Consider the following 19,965-nt stretch of genomic DNA (forward strand, 5'->3'; position numbering starts at 1 on the left):
ACCTCATCCCCGCACTTTTCAACGTGCGTGGGTTCGGGCCTCCATTCAGTGTTACCTGAACTTCACCCTGGACATGGGTAGATCACCTGGTTTCGGGTCTACAACCACATACTAAACGCCCTATTCAGACTCGCTTTCGCTACGGCTCCGCCTTATCAGCTTAACCTTGCATGGGATCGTAACTCGCCGGTTCATTCTACAAAAGGCACGCCATCACCCGTTAACGGGCTCTGACTACTTGTAGGCACACGGTTTCAGGATCTCTTTCACTCCCCTTCCGGGGTGCTTTTCACCTTTCCCTCACGGTACTGGTTCACTATCGGTCACTAGGTAGTATTTAGCCTTGGGAGATGGTCCTCCCAGCTTCCGACGGAATTTCACGTGTTCCGCCGTACTCAGGATCCACTCAAGAGGGAACGAAGTTTCAACTACAGGGTTGTTACCTTCTTTGACGGACCTTTCCAGGTCGCTTCATTTACTTCGTTCCTTTGTAACTCTGTATAGAGTGTCCTACAACCCCAAGAGGCAAGCCTCTTGGTTTGGGCTAATTCCGTTTCGCTCGCCGCTACTCAGGAAATCGCATTTGCTTTCTCTTCCTCCGGGTACTTAGATGTTTCAGTTCCCCGGGTCTGCCTTCAATATCCTATGTATTCAGATAAAGATACTGTTCCATTACGAACAGTGGGTTTCCCCATTCGGAAATCTCCGGATCAAAGCTCACTTACAGCTCCCCGAAGCATATCGGTGTTAGTCCCGTCCTTCATCGGCTCCTAGTGCCAAGGCATTCACCGTGCGCCCTTTCTAACTTAACCATTAGCGAATAAATGGTACAACATATTGTTGTGTTATTTATTGGTTTGATTAAAGAAAAGTTTCACTTTTCCTCAGCAATTACTGTTATCTAGTTTTCAAAGAACAATCGCAACCAAAATTCTTCTTATCTAATAAGAAGAAAGTAGTGTGCTTTCTATAATTGAGAGATTGAACTCTCAAAACTGAACAAAGTGTCAAAACGTACGTCATGTAAAAATCCTTAGAAAGGAGGTGATCCAGCCGCACCTTCCGATACGGCTACCTTGTTACGACTTCACCCCAATCATCTGTCCCACCTTAGGCGGCTAGCTCCTTACGGTTACTCCACCGACTTCGGGTGTTACAAACTCTCGTGGTGTGACGGGCGGTGTGTACAAGGCCCGGGAACGTATTCACCGCGGCATGCTGATCCGCGATTACTAGCGATTCCAGCTTCATGTAGGCGAGTTGCAGCCTACAATCCGAACTGAGAATGGTTTTATGGGATTGGCTTGACCTCGCGGTCTTGCAGCCCTTTGTACCATCCATTGTAGCACGTGTGTAGCCCAGGTCATAAGGGGCATGATGATTTGACGTCATCCCCACCTTCCTCCGGTTTGTCACCGGCAGTCACCTTAGAGTGCCCAACTAAATGCTGGCAACTAAGATCAAGGGTTGCGCTCGTTGCGGGACTTAACCCAACATCTCACGACACGAGCTGACGACAACCATGCACCACCTGTCACTCTGTCCCCCGAAGGGGAACGCTCTATCTCTAGAGTTGTCAGAGGATGTCAAGACCTGGTAAGGTTCTTCGCGTTGCTTCGAATTAAACCACATGCTCCACCGCTTGTGCGGGCCCCCGTCAATTCCTTTGAGTTTCAGTCTTGCGACCGTACTCCCCAGGCGGAGTGCTTAATGCGTTAGCTGCAGCACTAAAGGGCGGAAACCCTCTAACACTTAGCACTCATCGTTTACGGCGTGGACTACCAGGGTATCTAATCCTGTTTGCTCCCCACGCTTTCGCGCCTCAGCGTCAGTTACAGACCAAAAAGCCGCCTTCGCCACTGGTGTTCCTCCACATCTCTACGCATTTCACCGCTACACGTGGAATTCCGCTTTTCTCTTCTGCACTCAAGTTCCCCAGTTTCCAATGACCCTCCACGGTTGAGCCGTGGGCTTTCACATCAGACTTAAGAAACCGCCTGCGCGCGCTTTACGCCCAATAATTCCGGATAACGCTTGCCACCTACGTATTACCGCGGCTGCTGGCACGTAGTTAGCCGTGGCTTTCTGGTTAGGTACCGTCAAGGTACGAGCAGTTACTCTCGTACTTGTTCTTCCCTAACAACAGAGTTTTACGACCCGAAAGCCTTCATCACTCACGCGGCGTTGCTCCGTCAGACTTTCGTCCATTGCGGAAGATTCCCTACTGCTGCCTCCCGTAGGAGTCTGGGCCGTGTCTCAGTCCCAGTGTGGCCGATCACCCTCTCAGGTCGGCTATGCATCGTTGCCTTGGTGAGCCGTTACCTCACCAACTAGCTAATGCACCGCGGGCCCATCTGTAAGTGATAGCCGAAACCATCTTTCAATCATCTCCCATGAAGGAGAAGATCCTATCCGGTATTAGCTTCGGTTTCCCGAAGTTATCCCAGTCTTACAGGCAGGTTGCCCACGTGTTACTCACCCGTCCGCCGCTAACGTCATAGAAGCAAGCTTCTAATCAGTTCGCTCGACTTGCATGTATTAGGCACGCCGCCAGCGTTCATCCTGAGCCAGGATCAAACTCTCCGAAGAAATGTTTGACTTGCTCATTTAAAAAATAAAAATTAACGTTGACGTTTGTCGCTTTGTTCAGTTTTCAAAGTTCAAGCGCCGCCCTTAAGCGACTTTAATATCATAACAATCCATTAAACAAATGTCAATAACTTTTTTTAAAATCGTTATCAACACTTTCTCTCTTAAAGACGCTTTACTATTATAATTCACTTATTTTTAAAAATCAATAGTTTTTTATTTTTTATTTTAGTTGTATTTTGATCTCCTACCTGAATTGGTAACAATTATATTTCAGTTGTAAAATTTATAACTCAACCCAAAATAAGAGATTTGATGAAATAGTGTTCCATAGCTTAAACGAGACTTAATTAAAGTACCATACCCTTCAGAATATATGTTGAAACAAGAAAAAAGCAAAAAGATTAATCTTTTTGCTTTAAATTAACTATTACTCTATTCTATAAAAAATAAAAACGATTAGTCTTTAGAAGTACAAGGTATATTAGGTACACAATTTGGAACGTCAGGTACACAGTTTGGTATCTTAGGCATACAGTTTGGCACTTTAGGTAGACAATGCGGTATCTTAGGCATACAACGTGGAACATCAGGTATACATCTTGGCATCATTTTTGTCCCTCTTTTCAATATTCATTTACTTATTATATGTATAAACCTAAGGACAAGCTTGTACGCTCGTCCAATATCATTGAAATTTTTCTAACTTAATATATTGACGCAGATAGAAATAAACTTAGTATAATTCCTTAAATCGCATAATCTTCAATTAACGTAATTCATTCAAAGAAATTAGAATCATTCAGTTCAATAATTTTTATCATGTCTAAATAGGTGCAACCTCTTTTTTTCTTAATCCATAACCTTTCTAATAATAAAAATTTCTTTTCTAAAACATATTTATTACAAACAATACCTTTAACAACCTTGGCATATATTTTTTAGTTACTAGATAACTCACCCAAGAGTTTGTCCTATTTTCACATATACTAATATTAGAAATCTAACCTTTATTGGGAGTGAAATACATGTCAACACCGTTAACAGGACGAGTCATCTTTAAGGGAGATCCTGGCTATCAACAAGCGATTAAGAACTGGAACCCTTATGTTGATGTCTGTCCTCTTGTCTTTGTTTTTGCACAAAATTCTTACGATGTCAGTAATGCTATTAAATGGGCTCAGGAAAATAAAGTACCTTTACGTGTCAGAAGCGGACGCCATGCTTTAGATAAGAACCTTTCAGTAGTAAATGGCGGAATTGTTATTGATGTAAGTAACATGAATAGAGTTTGCCTTGATAAAAAAAGTGAGATTGCAACGGTTCAAACAGGAATTCACGTGGGTCCACTTGTAAAGATGCTAGCTCGAGAAGGCTTTATGGCTCCGTTTGGAGATAGCCCCACTGTTGGAATTGGAGGAATTACGATGGGAGGAGGATTTGGAGTAGTCTCACGATCAATTGGCCTTATAAGCGATAACCTTCTTGCCCTGGAAACAGTAGATGCCAAAGGCCATATTCTTCAAGCAGACCAATCTTGCAATAAGGACTTATTTTGGGCTTCTAGAGGTGGTGGCGGTGGGAACTTTGGATATAATACCGAATACACGTTTAAAGTTCACCGTGCCCCTAAAACTGCAACCGTCTTCAATATTATTTGGCCATGGGATCAATTAGAAACAGTATTTAAAACTTGGCAAGAATGGGCACCATTTGTAGACGAACGATTAGGGTGCATACTTGAGATTTACAGCAAAGTAAATGGTTTGTGTCATGCAGAAGGGATTTTCTTAGGTTCAAAAAAAGAACTGACTAAATTGTTAAAGCCTTTACTAAATGCTGGAACCCCAACACAAACAGTTATAGAAACATTGTCCTATCCAGATGCTATAGATTTCTTAGACCCTGACGAACCAATCCCTGGCAGATCCGATCAGAGTGTTAAATTTTCATCGGCTTGGGGACTTGATCTGTGGTCCGAAGAGCCTATTTCATTTATGAAAAAGTTTTTAGAAGAAGCTACTGGTACAGAAGCCAATTTCTTTTTTATAAATTGGGGTGGTGCTCTAAGCAGAGTACCAAGTAATGAAACAGCCTTCTTTTGGCGCCGTCCATTGTTTTATACAGAATGGACATCTAGTTGGGAAAATAAATCCCAAGAAGCTTCCAATCTTGCATCAGTTGAAAAAGTACGTCAGCTAATGAAACCATATGTAAAAGGGTCCTATGTTAATGTTCCAGACCAAAATATTGAAAAGTTCGGAAAAGCATATTATGGGTCAAACTTCGCAAGACTTCGAGAAATAAAGGCTAAATATGATCCTGAAAATTTATTTCATTTCCCTCAAAGCATCCCACCATCTTGTTAATTACTCAAAATTCAATCAAGCCTCAACCTATACAACTGAATATTTAATATAGAAAGAACTATTGACGGAAAAAAGCAGCAATAGTTCTTTCTATATTTAAACCCTATATAGTATAGAAATCTCTTTAATACAATGGCCTGTATATCACACATAAAAATCTTTCACCTTAAAAAATTTATCCAAATCTATGAAAAAGAGCTTTACTATTACATATAACCCCTAAACCCCCTTGGCTTTTATAACAGGCTGTTTTAGAAGTCGTAGTTTCCTTAGGAAGGAAATGTTCGTCCAATTAGATTTTTTAACAATAAAAACACCCCTTGTACATTTAAATGTACTTACTCTCGTATCACAACAGCCACTAGACCTAATATGAAAGGCTCTTTTTACCAAATATAGGCTTTTTCATATTGCAGCTTGTCTACCTATGAATACACTATTAATGAGTAAAAGTGAATTTACTCACGTCTTCTCCCTAACTTATCAGAAAAGAGGTGATCGAAATAGAAAGGAATAATTCTCATCATAATAAAAAATCTAATTGCAGCTCAAAAAACAAAAAGAAAAAAAGAGAAAAAAACTGCACCTATATTAGCATTTATATTTATAACCATGCAGAAACTGGAGGACAGATTAGTGGTAACCACAGTCAAAATGCTAATCAGGGCGGTCAGGTTGCTAAACATGGGGGACAAAATGCGAACCAAGACGGTGTAATTGTTAAAGAATGTGGAAGAAGAAATAAAAATGCTAAAGTAAAAAAAGTTCAGTTTTGAAGAGAAGTGAAGAAAAAACCATTCTAATAATATCTCGCAAAATCCCTCTAAAATATAAGGGGTATAGAAAAGGTGATTAAAATACAAACATATTATATGAAGTATAATTTTAAAAATGGTATGTATTATGTAGACAAGTCCTTCCCACAAAAAAAGAAGAAAAGAAGTGTAAGTATTAATCCCCCAGCAGAAACAGCCAGTAAGAACCCTAATTCTAAAATAGCTACTCATGCTTATAACGTAGGAATGGGATTTACAAACACTGAGATAATTTCTTCAAGGATAATTGTAATAGATGGCGGTATGAAGTTTTAGCTAGTGTGGAAATTCCATTATATGTAAGGACTTGAAAGAGATTTCATATAACAATTCCCTCTTAAAGTCCTTATTTTCAATCACAAAAAAAGATTAAATGAAAATGATTAAATAGTACAAGCCTTTGCTTAAAACTTACATATAATAAATTAAATATAGATTCATATGATCTGTATTTAATTTGGTATAGCAAGGGGGGACACCGCGTATGATTCCAGAGGTTTTGAGAATTCTTGATCCTGGCACACCGATTGCAAGTGTACTTTTAAGCGGTACTCAAATTAATAACGTTATTTTTTCAAGCTTCGATGAGGCAAGATCTTTAGCTTATTTCGCTACTTCAGCAGGAGTGATTGTTTTAGACGCTGAAGAAATCCAAGGTCTGCAAACAGCTTAATTATTTAAATTAGGACAAGCATTTAGTAGGGAAGCTTGAAAGTATGCTTCCCTACTGTCTAAATATATATTAGATACAACTTTAAGAGATATAACTATTCATTTAGAACAAAAACGAAGATTGTAGGCCTAAAGGTTCTAACACAAACTTAATTACATAATATGTAAGTTTCTATACACCTTATATTTACCAATGCCTTTCCAAAGCCCATAATAAAGAATTTGCTTTGTATAGGTAGTAAAATCACTTAAATGTTTGTCCAAAATTTGCTGAAGAATATCTTGATTAATGGCTTGATAATCGTGAACAGCAATATTTTTGAAACCTACCATAGCTTTCATTCTATAAACAATCTCGCTTGTAATAATAGATTGAGACTCCTACATGTCAAAAGCTTCTCAGCTCGTTTTTGGAAGACCCAAACGTTCTTCAGCTACAATGTGCATCGCTAAATCAATAAAAGCTTGGCAAGCGCGTTGTATATTTAAAATAATAGAGTCCTGTTTCGTATAATCCAGTAAGTTTTGGGAATTTTGCTGGTATACGTGTAGGACATATTGCATGTTTCAATCACATTTATTTTATTTAAAATGATATCATTTTAAATAAATACTCCCAGTCTCATCTACTTTCTGCAGTACACCTTTGCACACACCTTTAAAGCCTTCATTTGCTCATTCATACGCAGCGTGTCATCATCTGAATAAATAACAATGCCTGTCGTATAATTTTGGCTAATGGCTTTTCTCATACACAAGATGACGTAGAACAACCTGTAAATCAGGGCATTAAAGAAGGCAAAATTGCAGATTTAGAACACGTTTCTGGACCTTTAGATGACGATGATCTCGAAGAATTTAGCGATTTTTAAAGACTAAGCCACTAGATATACTAGTGGCTTTCTTTCTAATTACAAATTTGGTGCTTTAAAGCGAGACATAACACTCATTATCTAAAGATAAATTAGTAATATGACAGATAGGATAACTTTTCACTTTTAATAACTCTCTTAAAATACACAATTATTTGTTTAAATAAAGACTCTGTCCAAACCCTTTTAATAAATCGTGAATACTCTATAAAGAGTGCGATTTCCAGGAGGGAACAAATGCTTCATTTATTAGCTACTACTTTATCAGTTTCTGTTGTTATCCTGTTGTTTTATGCAGTGAAATATATTATTAAGATTTTAAAACAACAATCAGTCAAAAACCTAAAAACCATTCCAATAAAAAAGGCATCACCACTATTTAAGCGCCGTATCAACGCTAGTACTAAGGAATTTACAGCTGATGATTTTCAGAACTCAAGCCAAATCATTGTAAAGTTCAAAAAGAATGTGTGCTTTGAAAACCAAGTAAATATTCATCGTAAGAATAAATGTACACTGATATATCACAACAAAGATCTTGATTTCCAGGTCTTACATTCTAAAAAAAATATTAATGACTTAATTAAACGCTATAGTGAATTAACTGAAGTAGAATACGCAGAACCAGATTATACATTTAAAGCTTCATATACCCCGAATGACCCCTTTTTTCCTTATCAATATGGTCCTCAGAAGGTACAAGCCCCAGATGCTTGGGATGTTACTACTAGTAATGGAAATATAAAAATTGCTATTGTAGACACGGGAATTCAGTTAAATCACCCTGAACTATCTATTAAGCTTTGGCCTGGCTATAATTTTGTAGATGGAAATCTAGTTCCTAACGACGGTAATGGACACGGAACTCACGTAGCAGGCATAGCTGCAGCCCTTACAGAGAATGGTTTAGGCATTGCAGGAATGGCTCCGTCAGCATCAATAATACCCGTTCGTGCTCTTGACAACAGTGGAAATGGTCTATTGAGTAATATTGCAAATGCAATTACCTATTCAACAAATGCAGGAGCAAAAGTTATTAATTTGAGCCTAGGTTCAACTCAAAGTTCAATCACTTTAGAGAATGCCGTGAATTACGCTTGGAGCCAAGGAGTAGTAGTTATAGCTGCAGCCGGAAACGAAGCTTCTAGTACCCCAACATACCCAGCTGCTTATCAAAATGTAATCGCTGTGGCCTCTACAGATAGCAATGATCAAAAATCTGATTTTTCCAATTTTGGCACTTGGGTAGATGTTGCTGCTCCAGGTTCAACAATTTTGTCTACTTATATAGGCAGCTATTACGCATATCTAAGCGGTACTTCTATGGCTGCCCCTCATGTTTCAGGACTTGCAGCCTTGCTAGCAGCTCAGGGAAAAACCAATCTCCAAATTAGAAATACTATTCAATCCACGTGCGATGTAGTACCAGGTACAGGATTATACTGGACTTATGGAAGAATTAATGCAAATCGAGCAGTTCGCTAGCATTAAACTTTAAAGAATTCATCTATTGCGGGTGTTAACAATTTTATTTAACACAGGTCTATAAAGGGTATAAAAAGCGCTGAAACCCCGATTATCAGTGCTTTTTATATTATAAGAGCAACTTACTGAATAACTATGTACATGTATGTCTTCTAAGTAAATCTACCAATCAAATATGTGTATATAAAAATTTAAATAATAGGAGAATTAATGTGAATTTACAGGATGTTAAAGGGCAATATGATTTAATCATTAGCTTAGGTAGTGCTTGTAATCCTGCACTACAACTGAATCGATTAAATTTGAGAAGTTTTACCTCAAGTCCACTTGACTGGAGCTATTCTCCGTATCTTTCAGATGTAAATAGACTACTTCAGAATAAGTTTAATGGATTTATGCAGATTGAGAATATGAGTTTAGTAGATGACAGCGGAGATTATGTATATTTTAATGATAAAATGCTTAGATTTCCTCATCAAAATCTATATAAATCAACTAAATCTTATATTATACAGGACACTTATTACAATATCTTCTCAGCTCATGATTTTGCTATAGTGCCTAATAAAGATTGGACCGATATGTATCCAAAATTCAAAAAAAACCTTGATTACAGAGTTAACAGGTTTATGAAAAAGATGATGAGCAGTAAATCAATTTTGTTTATAAGGTGGGGAGCTAAATATGAGGAAGCAACTGAATTACAAAAAATCTTATCCTCTCTTACAAAAGCGCAGATTAGAATACTTATCCTTAATCCCTTAGACGGTATACAGACTCCTACCGAAGTTGACTGGGAAATTAATAATGTATGTATGGTCAATGTACCACACGATCCAAATAATGTTTCGACTTGGGACTATGTTCTAGATGGAATATTACTACGTCACTAAATGGACGTTATGTAAAAATCTCTCCCGTTTAGCCTCAGTGTCTTTTTAACTAACACTTTCTTATAAAGATATAGTTACTTTGTCCAATCAAATGTACAAGGTTTAGCATTTACTATAATAGAATTGCTAAATACAAAGGGATGATTATATTGAATTTACAGGATATTAAAGGATCTTATGACTTAATGCTAGGGCTAGGTAGTTGGTGTGGTCCTTCCCTTAATTTAAGAAGGCATAATTGGAGAAGGTTTTCATTCCCTTTAGACTGGATGATATCTAATTCAATTGCTGATGTCACTAGGTTGTTAAGAAATAGATTTAGTGGATTTATGGACCTCCAAAATCTGCAGCGAACTGATGGGTATGCTCATTTTCTTGATGACGGAGTCGCAATTTTCCCTGAAGAAGGTGGAACAGAACCAGTTAATGCTCATTTTATTCACGACATGCATTATAACATTATTTCTGTTCATGATTTCCCTATCATTCCAAATGTAGACTGGACTGTAATGTATCCTTCTTATAAAGAAAAGCTTAATCAACGTATCACGAGATTTTTTGAAAAAATTGAGAATAGCCCCTCTGTTTTATTTATTAGATGGGGAGCAGCTACTCCAGAAGAAGCGATAGAATTAAAGACCACATTATCAGAATTAGTAAACGGTTCATTTAATATACTACTACTTCAGCCTCTAGATGAATTAAAAGGCGTAATAGATATGAACTGGACAATTGATGGAATTTGTTCAGTTCAAGTACCTCTAGACAACCCAAATGATGAAGCTGTTTGGGACTATGTACTGAGTGGATTAAGTATAACTAATTTTTGGACGTAATTCCCACAACTATTTTCATACAATTTTATGTAATAAGAATAAAATTAAGCACCAAAGACCTTGTTTCTTTTTAAAAAGGAAGCAAGGTCTTTTCTGATTTTTAACCCCCTGTATTTACTCTTTAAATATTCGTACTTGACGGCCTAAAATATAAGATTTTAGTCCCTAGAAGAGAACTTACAGAGAAAGATTTAAACATTGAACCACAAAAAAGCAGCCATCATTCTTATTAATTTAAAGAGGAGGGCTTATTATTTTAGACTTATCACTTTTTATTGGGAAGATTAATAGATTAGCCTATAGCAAGAAAAAAGGAAAAGCATATTTTAATAAATAAGGGGCCGAATGCGAATTAGGAGAGGGTAATTATGCTTATAAATAAGGTGAATAGGGTGTGTAAAGAATGAAAGTTATGACTATTTTGGGTACAAGGCCCGAAATTATACGTTTAAGCCTCATTATTAAAAAGTTAGATGAGTATGCTTCACAGCACGTTTTAGTGCATACAGGACAAAATTTCACTCCTTCATTAAGTGAGGTATTTTTTCAAGAGTTAAACATACGCAAACCAGACTATATATTGGCTAATCAGCAGCTCTCATTAGGTGAACAGTTATCGAAGATGTATAAAGAGCTCGAACAGCTATTTTTAAAAGAAAAGCCGGACAAAGTTTTAATATTAGGCGATACTAATAGTGGTTTAAGCGCAATTCTAGCAGAAAGAATGAGTATATCAGTCATTCATATGGAGGCTGGAAACCGTTGTTTTGATTTAGAAGTGCCAGAAGAAAAAAACCGCCGGATTATCGATGCAATCTCAAGCTTCAATCTACCCTATACTCCTCAAAGTAAAGAAAATTTAATTAAAGAAGGTATCCCCTCAAATCGTATTATTACTTCTGGAAATCCAATTAACGAAGTTTTAAAACATTATGAACCTGCTATAAAAAAAAGCAGCATTCTTGAGAAACTGTCCTTAAAAGAAAATGACTACTTTCTGGTTACAGCCCATCGTGCAGAAAATGTAGATCATGAAGATCGACTGTTGGAAATCATGAAAGGCATCAATATGGTAGCTGAGTTTTACCAAAAGAGAATAATATGTAGTATTCATCCTCGTACTAAATCTCGAATAGAAAATATTTCACTGCTAGAAGTCCATCCGTTAGTAGAATTTCATGAGCCTTTTGGTTTTTTCGATTTCGTAAATCTAGAAAAAAATGCTTTTTGTGTCTTAACAGACAGCGGAACAGTTCAAGAAGAATGCTGTTTGTTTTATGTTCCTACGGTAACTATTCGTAAAACAACTGAAAGACCAGAAACCATTCAATGTGGAAGTAACATGCTGTCAGGAATAGATGCTAACCAAATCTTGACTTGTGTTCATGTAATGGTGAACCAATTAAAAAATTGGTATTACCCTGAAGGATATGGTGATGTAAATGTTTCAGACAAGGTAATTAAAGTTGTACTAGGAGGAATGAAAGGTGTTTAATAATAAGACAATTTTAGTAACAGGTGGCACAGGTTCTTGGGGATATGAACTTGTTAAGCAACTACTAACACATAACCCTAAAGAAATACGTATTTTTTCGAGGAATGAATCAAATCAATTTACCATGAAACAAGAATTTGATAACCATCCTAAATTGAATTTTATTATTGGAGACATTAAAGAAAGAGAAGCGCTAATTGAAGCATGCCAAGGCGTCAATTATATTTTTCACTTAGCTGCTTTAAAACATGTTCCGGTATGTGAAGATCAACCAATTGAAGCCTTAAAAACCAACGTACATGGTACTCAAAATGTAATAGACGCTGCAATAAGCTGTGATGTAGATAGAGTCGTTTATATCTCCACTGATAAAGCGTCAAATCCAGCTAATTTTTATGGTTTATCTAAAGCAATGGGAGAAAGATTAATCATTCACGCTAACACATTAAATACTAAAACTAAATTTGTTTGTATACGTGGCGGAAATGTGTTAGGAACTAACGGAAGCGTTATTCATGTATTCAAGAAACAGATTCAAGAAAAAGGAAAAATCGGTATTACTGATCCTGGGATGACTCGTTTCTTCTTGACATTAGAGGATGCAATAAAGCTAGTTTTCAAAGCCACATTTGAAAGTCTAGGTGGAGAAATTTTTGTCATGAAAATGCCCACTTGTCGGATTATTGACTTAGCAAATGTGTTAATAGAAGCTTCTGGAAAAGAAAAGGTTGAAGTTGAGATATTAGGTGTAAGACCTGGAGAGAAAATTCACGAGCTTCTGTTATCTGAATACGAAAGTGCAACAACTGTTACTTACGACGACGAGTATTATGTTATCCTACCTCCAATTCATATTGAAGGTTTAAAAGAACATTATTTAAATTATGCTCAAGTAAATCTAGAAAAATATGATTCAAGTAAACAAGTAATTAGTAAAGAAGAAATTAGAGAGATGTTGCTGAAAGGCGGGTTTATTTAAATGAAAGTACTAATTCTTGGTGGAAAAGGAATGGCAGGTCATGTAATCACTAGATATTTCATACAGCATACAAACCATGATGTTTTCTGTACATCAAGAGACCCTAAGGATAAAAATGCTATTTACTTGGACGTAACTAACTTTAAACATGTTGAGGAGACCATAGAATCTATTAAGCCAGACGTCCTTATTAACTGTATTGGAATTTTAAATGAACACGCTAGCCATAATCCAATGCATGCTTTTCAAGTAAATAGCCTACTTCCACATCAGTTAGCTAAATTTGTTGAACGGCATCAAGGAAAATTAATTCATATTAGTACAGATTGTGTGTTTTCAGGAAAAAAAGGAGATTATACAGAAAACGATGTTCCAGACGGTACCTCTGTATATGCTCAGTCTAAACAGCTAGGTGAAATTATTGACGAAAAACATTTAACAATCCGCACTTCTATAATAGGACCCGAGTTAAAGAAGGATGGCATTGGTTTATTCCTATGGTTTATGACACAAAAGGGCTCAATTAAAGGGTATAAAAAGGCACTGTGGAATGGAGTAACAACGTTAGAATTAGCTAAAGCAATTAATTTCTTCTTAGAAAATAATACTTCCGGACTCTATCATTTGCACTCACCGAAAAAAATATCAAAGTTTGCATTACTAGAATTGATTAAAGATATCTTTAAAAAAGATGATGTCAAAATTATTCCTAATGAGGATGTAATATTAGATCGTACTATTATTAGTACTCGGACAGATCTTTGTTATCCAACTCCTAGTTACCAGCAGATGTTAATGGAGCTGAAAGAGTGGATGTCAAAATAACTAGTACTCACCATATGTAAGAAAAACATGATAAGATGGGAAACACTAAAAATGATTTCTCTCATACTAGCTTATGATAAACAGATAATAAAATTCATTGTATACTTCTACAAGAATAAGAATAGACAGCTAGACTATTTCTATAAAAATAGTTTAGCTGTCTATTCTTATTCTAATTTATAGTAAAATGAAAATAAAGTTACGTTAGAGATTAGACTCAGCTTTTTCAACGTGCTCAGGTATCACGTATACAGTAAGACCGTAGCGTTCTTTTATTTCCTTTGCAACTTGTTCTGCTATAATCTTATCAATAAATGCTCCTGTTATAATTCGATAACGTTGCTTTCCAGTTATATCGTATCCTTGTTGCAACTCTATTTGCTTATGATCCATACCCTTTCCCCCTTATCCGGTTAACAAATTAATTTTTTTAACATTGACTTTTATATAGGCACCTCGAAAAGCACCTTAACATTAGCAAGGAAAAGTTTTTTGCACTGCATCTATTTCAATTAATACAACTTGTCCATTAGTATTGTATAGAGATTATATGTATAGAAAATATTAAATAAGCTTCAAGAGGCAAGTGAGTACATACACCAAGTAAGTATGATGGAGATTTTCTTCCCATTCAAACCTCCTAAGGATATCATTTGAAAAACATAACCTTTTATAAATACATTAAAGGGAGAGCTAACGTACTTATAAAAGGGAAACACCATCAAGTATCCTTTTCCAATAATGATTATTAGCGTTCCATTTATCTTGATTGGGTAATTCAATAGCACAAACTTTATTTAGCGACCATTCTTTTTCAACTAAATCATTCACATCCGTATGATTAATAATCAGAATGCTAAAGTCACTTTCAATCATAGTAGATAAAATACTCTCAAGCTCTGCAGCTTCTTCACGATTAGCTTCCGTTCTAATAAACAGAATACGCTGGCCAGTAGATAAATTCTCTAAAAACCGTTGAATTCTTCTATCGTACTTCTCTTTAACCTCCCCGTATCCTCCTAAGTGAGAAAGTGTATTTTTATCAGTCTTAAAATCGTGGTTAAACCCTATATTATAAATTTCATCCCACACTAATAAATCCCAATCAGATACGTACTGGATTATCCTTAAATTATCCGGGTTTAAAAAGTCAGCAAACTGATTTTTCAAAAGCATGTTTACCTTTTTCAGATCCGGTGAGGATACCCAATCCAAAATCCCCGCAAAGTTTCTTAAGTTATTGTCTCTCAGTTGAAGAGATGTCAAACATAAATCGCCTAAACTAAAAATGGCGCTATATGCCCCTTTTAAATCTTCTAGTTTCATATGGGTTGCTCCTTAAAGGGTCTTATTGTACAAGGCTATACAATATTAAATGCAGGACTATCCTAAAATGTTAGGGCTAATGAGCATATAGTTAATAAAATAGACAACTAGTTAAGAAATGTAGAAAAGCTTAAATACTAAGCTTTTTTTCTAGAGAAAGTATATGTTTCCTTTAACCCCTCTAAAACAGATACTCTTGAAGACCATTCTAATAGCTTTTGTGCTTTCTCACTGTCGAGACAACTATGTTTGATATCCCCAGGTCTCCCTTCCGTATAAACAACATCAATATTAGAACCATGAATATACTCAAGGTTTTTTAATAAATCGTTCACTGAAGTTTTCTTTGTAGTACTGGCGTGAACAACCTCTTGGTTCCCTTTTTTAATTGCTGCAATATTAGCTTGAACAATATCTTTTACATATATAAAATCACGTGTCTGTTCCCCATCACCATGAATATTAAAGGAAAGCCCTTTGCTCAACCTTTCTAAAAACACTGCTACTACTCCGCCTTCTCCTTTTGGCGTTTGCCGTGGCCCATATACATTTCCGTATCGAAGAATTGTATATGGTAAATTATACAAATAATGAAATAGACGTATATACGATTCAGCAGCTAGCTTCGACAGACCGTAATAAGAAGCTGGCACAGTTGCATCTTGTTCAGTAATTAATTCCTTTTGTAGATTTCCATATACAGCTGAAGTAGAGGCAAATATAAACTTACCTACCGAAGCATCTCTACAGGCTTCCAGCAAATTTATAGTTCCTTTTATGTTCACATCTGCGTCATATTGAGGCGATTGGATAGATCGTGAAACATCTGCCTGAGCAGCTAAGTGAAAGACTATGTCAGGCTTTTCATCTAAAATGATTTGTTTGGCTTTATCACTACATATATCTTCTATATGAAAAGTAGCAAGAGGGTGTATATTATCATACTTTCCAGAAATTAAGTTATCAATTATGTGGACATTAAAGCCTTGTCTAATGAGCTCTTCTACAAGATGGGAACCAATAAATCCCGCCCCACCAGTTACTACAGCCTTCATATACTATTCTCTCCTCTTTAAAGTTTTAATAGTATATGTCACCTATAGGGCTCCTGTATAAGCTACCTACCCAATCATTTCCAAAAAAGACATTTAGCTTCCTTTTCGATATATTTACATTTCACTCTTATGTGAAAGCACCTCTTTATAAACATCTAGAACTTTTTGAACTGCATCTTTCTGATCCCAATGTTTTAAAGCCCATTCTTGTGCATTGGCTCCTAACATGCCTCTATATGCTGGATCTATTAGCAAATTATAAAGGTTTTCACATAACGATGTGGCATCACCTGCCGGGAAAATTAAACCTGTAGATCCATGCTGAACCATTTCGGGTAATCCCCCTGCGTCACTTACTATTACTGGTTTTTTAGCAATCTGAGCTTCAATAACTGATAAAGGTTGATTCTCTATAAGACTTGGCAAAACAAAAATGTTAGCAAGAGAGAGTAAAGAAGGCACATCGTTTCTATTACCTAAAAATAAAACCCTCTTACCTAAACCGAGCGCTCTACTCTGAGCCTTCAACTCAGCTTTTTGATCTCCATCTCCAACGATCCAGCAGACCCAGCCTTTCTTAATTTTTTTGAGTTCACTGAGAGCCTCTAATAGATGATGAATACCTTTAATTTCAGCTAATCTCCCTGTATAAATAATTACTTGTTGACCAACTGGTGGATGAACATTAGATGGTGTTTGCATTCGCTTTAAAAAAGAATCTATATCATATCCGTAATGAAACACTTTAAGTTGATGCTCATTAACCCTAAATTCCTGAATTAAAATTTCCTTTAACCAATGATTTGCAACTATAGTACAATCAGCAGCCATAGCACCTGTATGTTCAAGTTCATTAAAATATTTAGTAGCTATATCAGCTGTAGGAGCCTTCAGAATGTCTTTGATGTAGCGATTTAACTCGTGAGCAACACAACCATGTATAGTTGCTACCACCGGCGTTTTTACACTCTTTAAGGAACGAATACACGCAGTTGCTACAACGTCTTGTGTGTGAATTAAATCATATTGGTTGATATTTAAACGAGAAACACCTCTTGTATAACCAATACGTTCTTTTTCATAAAATTTCACTACTGGATCTTTATATAGAATAGGAGTATTTTTCTCATGTTGTTCCAATTCTTCTACTAATAATAGTTCATCTTTAATTACCTCTATATTTTTATTAACAATATGAACTGATTTATTTCCAAGTCCATGTCCAAGTAAATCTACTTCATGACCCAACCCTTCAAGCTCTTGCTTTAATTGCTGCATATAATTCCAAACTCCACCTACATGGGGAACTTCCCAGAATGTAGCAAGCAGTATTTTCATTATGTTCTCTCCTCTTCCCGTAGCATTCACGTTCTAAAAGTCTCTCTATATAGGTATTCATGGAATTTGTTAATGCTATAGACCTCTGCCTGTATTTTCACTCTATGTTTTAGGATCGTGTCTTGTTGAGCATTAGATGAAATATTTAGCTTTTTAAGCATACATCTATAATAAGTTTTATTTATTAGATTATTATTCAGAGTGGGGTGTCGTGATTGGATAAGAAACCTACGTTACTAATTACCGGTGCTAGTGGATTTACTGGACTTCACGCATGTGATTATTTTTCAAGATTAGAGTTTGACGTCATAGCTATCACAAACATGAATTCATTTTCTAATAAGCAAATTAAACGCAGAACATGCAATCTATCTAATAATGAGTCGGTAAAGGAGTTAATTTCAATAACCAAGCCGGACTACCTCCTTCATTTGGCAGGTCAAAACGCTGTGGGATTATCCTGGGATAATCCCATTCAATCTCTAGAAGTAAATGCAATGGCTACAGCATACTTACTTGATGCTCTTAGAAAAGAGATGCCTTCTTGTAAAGCTGTTATTGTAGGTTCTGCTCTTCAGTTTGATCCAACGGTTCCAGCCACGTTTAATCACCCCTATGGTCTGAGTAAGACCATTCAAACCCTCATTTCGCAATTTTGGTCAAATCAATACAATATGAATGTTGTTGTCGCTAAACCATCAAATCTTATAGGTCCTGGCTTCTCTAAAGGAGTTTGTTCCATTTTCGCTAAAAAAATTATAGCTATGGAGAAAGAAGAGGGGGAAAAGTATCTGAGGGTGAGTAACTTAAATAATCGTTTTGACTTCTTAGACGTACGAGATGCTGTTAGAGCTTATGATTTTCTGCTCAGAAAAGGAGAAAATGGACGTTCATACAATGTCTCTTCTGGAAAAAGTAATTCTTTACAAGATATTATAAATATTTTCAAAAAGATAACTCCTATTAAATTTCAAGTGAAAGTGGATGATAAAAGTCCTTTAAATAATTTTGTTACTTCAAACCCTACAGCACTAACTGACTTGGGTTGGCAACCAACTACGACATTAGAATCTTCTATCCGGGACATTATTGACTTTTATCGTTAGAGATTCTTTCTGTCATTATAATTACCTATTCACCTTTATGGAAAATCAGAGTTTAGGTGCGTAGAAATAGCAATTCTCTTATAAAATCAGGTTTTTTATATGAATGAAGTTTCTGCGAAAGCATGTCACTTAAGAAGGTTTATGCATATTCTAATCAAGAGTGTGATTTCATTAATGAACTTAGAACTATCATCTCCACCTTTTATCCACCTACAAAAGTCATAATTTAGACTACGTTTCACTTATGCTATGAAAATTTTTTTCGGAGGGGAAACAATGGGTCCAAAAGTATCAATAATTATTCCTTTTTACAACTGTGCCTTTGTCGATCAAGCAATCAAAAGTGCCTTAAACCAAACTTATGAAAATGTTGAAGTAATTGTGGTAGACGATGGTTCTACATCCCACACTGCGAAGATAGAGTCCTTTAAAGATAAAATTGTTTATATAAGAAAAGAAAATGGCGGGACGGCTACTGCAATAAATACTGGTTTATTCACTGCTACAGGAGAGTATATAGCCTGGCTAAGCTCGGATGATTATTTTGTTCCTGAAAAGATTTCTAAACAACTAAACTTTATGAAGCAAAGGAACATAGATGCCAGCTTCACTAACTTTGACTATATTAATAAAGATAACCAAGTTTTAATACCTTGGTGCTGTAAACGTTTTTCTAATTTAGAAGAAGTGTATAATGCCTACTTAACGTATAATGCTATAAATGGATGTACCATTCTTATAAAAAAGAAGATCTTTGATGAAATTGGGATTTTCTCTCCGGATTTTCGTTATACTCATGATTATGAGATGTGGTTTCGTATGCTTGTCAATGGCTATGAAATCCATTATTATGATGAAGCACTCACAAAATTTCGTTCTCATGAAAAATCAGGCACCAGTAGATACCAAAATGAGATGAGAGAAGAAATGAAAACTATCGAGTTTCATTACCGCCCTCTGCTGCAAAAATATATAAGTAAATCACAATCAAATCCTTCACAAGATTAGGTGAGTTTATCCTTCTATGATTACTCCTTACACCCTCCTATTTAGTCTTTATTACAAGTATTTCCACTCGTTACTTTCATTTAATAAATGAAACGTATTATTAGGACACAAGTTTATCTTTCACTCTAAAAACTTTACATGGAAATGTGTAAAGTTTATTACATACAAATCTGTATGGAAACTTTAATAAACAAACTTTGTAAAAAAGAATTTGCAAAAATTGTTATTATATTTATCTACTATCAGCGTGCACTCGTCCGTGCCAATTAAAAATTTTGGACATATTATATAGATAGGAATTT

Annotated in this window: 17 protein-coding genes, 2 rRNA genes and 1 pseudogene (1 of these 20 cut by a window edge); 12 read left to right on the forward strand and 8 right to left on the reverse strand. The window is 36.0% G+C overall.

Annotated elements, in window-relative coordinates; translation table 11 throughout:
* Window positions 1–812: ribosomal RNA gene (locus ACO1DI_RS11435) — 23S ribosomal RNA — on the reverse strand (it extends 2,124 nt beyond the left edge of the window).
* Window positions 813–1,037: 225 nt separating this feature from the next.
* Window positions 1,038–2,589: ribosomal RNA gene (locus tag ACO1DI_RS11440) — 16S ribosomal RNA — on the reverse strand.
* Together the 16S and 23S rRNA genes form the textbook arrangement of a ribosomal RNA operon.
* A 1,028-nt stretch (window positions 2,590–3,617) precedes the next feature.
* On the opposite strand from ACO1DI_RS11440, the gene ACO1DI_RS11445 reads away from it, so the two are divergent.
* The 4 genes from ACO1DI_RS11445 to ACO1DI_RS11460 all read left to right on the forward strand — a co-directional run bounded on the left by ACO1DI_RS11445 (window position 3,618) and on the right by ACO1DI_RS11460 (window position 6,446).
* Window positions 3,618–4,958: an FAD-binding oxidoreductase gene (locus ACO1DI_RS11445; RefSeq protein WP_014462144.1), complete on the forward strand. Its 1,341-nt coding sequence runs from the start codon at window positions 3,618–3,620 to the stop codon at window positions 4,956–4,958.
* A gap of 494 nt (window positions 4,959–5,452) precedes the next feature.
* Complete coding sequence (locus ACO1DI_RS11450; protein ID WP_014462143.1) at window positions 5,453–5,734, forward strand: hypothetical protein; 282 nt, start codon at window positions 5,453–5,455, stop codon at window positions 5,732–5,734.
* 72 nt (window positions 5,735–5,806) lie between these two features.
* Window positions 5,807–6,049, forward strand: a complete 243-nt coding sequence (locus tag ACO1DI_RS11455; protein ID WP_014462142.1) for a hypothetical protein — start codon at window positions 5,807–5,809, stop codon at window positions 6,047–6,049.
* Window positions 6,050–6,257: 208 nt separating this feature from the next.
* A complete protein-coding gene (locus tag ACO1DI_RS11460) occupies window positions 6,258–6,446 on the forward strand; it encodes a hypothetical protein (protein ID WP_014462141.1) in 189 nt (62 codons plus the stop codon).
* Between the two features lie 152 nt (window positions 6,447–6,598).
* On the opposite strand, the pseudogene hepT reads toward ACO1DI_RS11460, so the two are convergent.
* A pseudogene (gene hepT / locus ACO1DI_RS11465) lies at window positions 6,599–7,002 on the reverse strand (type VII toxin-antitoxin system HepT family RNase toxin).
* Between the two features lie 69 nt (window positions 7,003–7,071).
* Complete coding sequence (locus ACO1DI_RS11470) at window positions 7,072–7,197, reverse strand: hypothetical protein (protein WP_423145258.1); 126 nt, start codon at window positions 7,195–7,197, stop codon at window positions 7,072–7,074.
* 357 nt (window positions 7,198–7,554) lie between these two features.
* On the opposite strand from ACO1DI_RS11470, the gene ACO1DI_RS11475 reads away from it, so the two are divergent.
* The 6 genes from ACO1DI_RS11475 to ACO1DI_RS11500 all read left to right on the forward strand — a co-directional run bounded on the left by ACO1DI_RS11475 (window position 7,555) and on the right by ACO1DI_RS11500 (window position 13,830).
* Window positions 7,555–8,802: a S8 family peptidase gene (locus ACO1DI_RS11475; RefSeq protein ID WP_053074099.1), complete on the forward strand. Its 1,248-nt coding sequence runs from the start codon at window positions 7,555–7,557 to the stop codon at window positions 8,800–8,802.
* Between the two features lie 212 nt (window positions 8,803–9,014).
* Window positions 9,015–9,695, forward strand: a complete 681-nt coding sequence (locus ACO1DI_RS11480) for a DUF1796 family putative cysteine peptidase (protein WP_423145259.1) — start codon at window positions 9,015–9,017, stop codon at window positions 9,693–9,695.
* A 140-nt stretch (window positions 9,696–9,835) separates the two neighbouring features.
* Entirely contained in the window at window positions 9,836–10,531 is a 696-nt protein-coding gene (locus ACO1DI_RS11485) for a DUF1796 family putative cysteine peptidase (protein WP_014462135.1), read from the forward strand.
* A 403-nt stretch (window positions 10,532–10,934) separates the two neighbouring features.
* Entirely contained in the window at window positions 10,935–12,026 is a 1,092-nt protein-coding gene (wecB, locus tag ACO1DI_RS11490; protein ID WP_014462134.1) for a non-hydrolyzing UDP-N-acetylglucosamine 2-epimerase, read from the forward strand.
* Window positions 12,019–13,005: a polysaccharide biosynthesis protein gene (locus ACO1DI_RS11495; protein WP_014462133.1), complete on the forward strand. Its 987-nt coding sequence runs from the start codon at window positions 12,019–12,021 to the stop codon at window positions 13,003–13,005. The genes wecB and ACO1DI_RS11495 overlap by 8 nt, the downstream gene beginning before the upstream one ends.
* Entirely contained in the window at window positions 13,006–13,830 is an 825-nt protein-coding gene (locus ACO1DI_RS11500) for a dTDP-4-dehydrorhamnose reductase family protein (RefSeq protein WP_014462132.1), read from the forward strand.
* Between the two features lie 204 nt (window positions 13,831–14,034).
* Here the strand turns inward: ACO1DI_RS11500 and ACO1DI_RS11505 are convergent, their stop codons facing one another.
* The 4 genes from ACO1DI_RS11505 to ACO1DI_RS11520 all read right to left on the reverse strand — a co-directional run bounded on the left by ACO1DI_RS11505 (window position 14,035) and on the right by ACO1DI_RS11520 (window position 17,549).
* Window positions 14,035–14,223, reverse strand: a complete 189-nt coding sequence (locus ACO1DI_RS11505; protein ID WP_014462131.1) for an SPOR domain-containing protein — start codon at window positions 14,221–14,223, stop codon at window positions 14,035–14,037.
* Window positions 14,224–14,532: 309 nt separating this feature from the next.
* Window positions 14,533–15,156: a DUF1796 family putative cysteine peptidase gene (locus tag ACO1DI_RS11510; protein ID WP_115652733.1), complete on the reverse strand. Its 624-nt coding sequence runs from the start codon at window positions 15,154–15,156 to the stop codon at window positions 14,533–14,535.
* 137 nt (window positions 15,157–15,293) lie between these two features.
* On the reverse strand, window positions 15,294–16,211 hold the full coding sequence (locus tag ACO1DI_RS11515; RefSeq protein WP_014462129.1) for an NAD-dependent epimerase/dehydratase family protein: 918 nt from the start codon (window positions 16,209–16,211) through the stop codon (window positions 15,294–15,296).
* A gap of 114 nt (window positions 16,212–16,325) precedes the next feature.
* Window positions 16,326–17,549 carry a glycosyltransferase family 4 protein gene (locus tag ACO1DI_RS11520; RefSeq protein ID WP_115652734.1) on the reverse strand — a complete coding sequence of 408 codons (1,224 nt, stop codon included), beginning with the start codon at window positions 17,547–17,549 and terminating at the stop codon, window positions 16,326–16,328.
* 215 nt (window positions 17,550–17,764) lie between these two features.
* Here ACO1DI_RS11520 and ACO1DI_RS11525 point away from each other — a divergent pair, with 215 nt between their 5' ends.
* Both ACO1DI_RS11525 and ACO1DI_RS11530 read left to right on the forward strand, forming a co-directional pair.
* Window positions 17,765–18,655 (forward strand): NAD-dependent epimerase/dehydratase family protein, encoded by an 891-nt coding sequence (locus ACO1DI_RS11525; RefSeq protein ID WP_014462127.1) that lies wholly within the window; start codon window positions 17,765–17,767, stop codon window positions 18,653–18,655.
* Window positions 18,656–18,931: 276 nt separating this feature from the next.
* Window positions 18,932–19,663 carry a glycosyltransferase gene (locus tag ACO1DI_RS11530; RefSeq protein WP_014462126.1) on the forward strand — a complete coding sequence of 244 codons (732 nt, stop codon included), beginning with the start codon at window positions 18,932–18,934 and terminating at the stop codon, window positions 19,661–19,663.
* Window positions 19,664–19,965 lie beyond the last annotated feature (302 nt).

This window comes from Priestia sp. 40, assembly GCF_049368575.1.
Taxonomy (GTDB): domain Bacteria; phylum Bacillota; class Bacilli; order Bacillales; family Bacillaceae_H; genus Priestia; species Priestia zanthoxyli.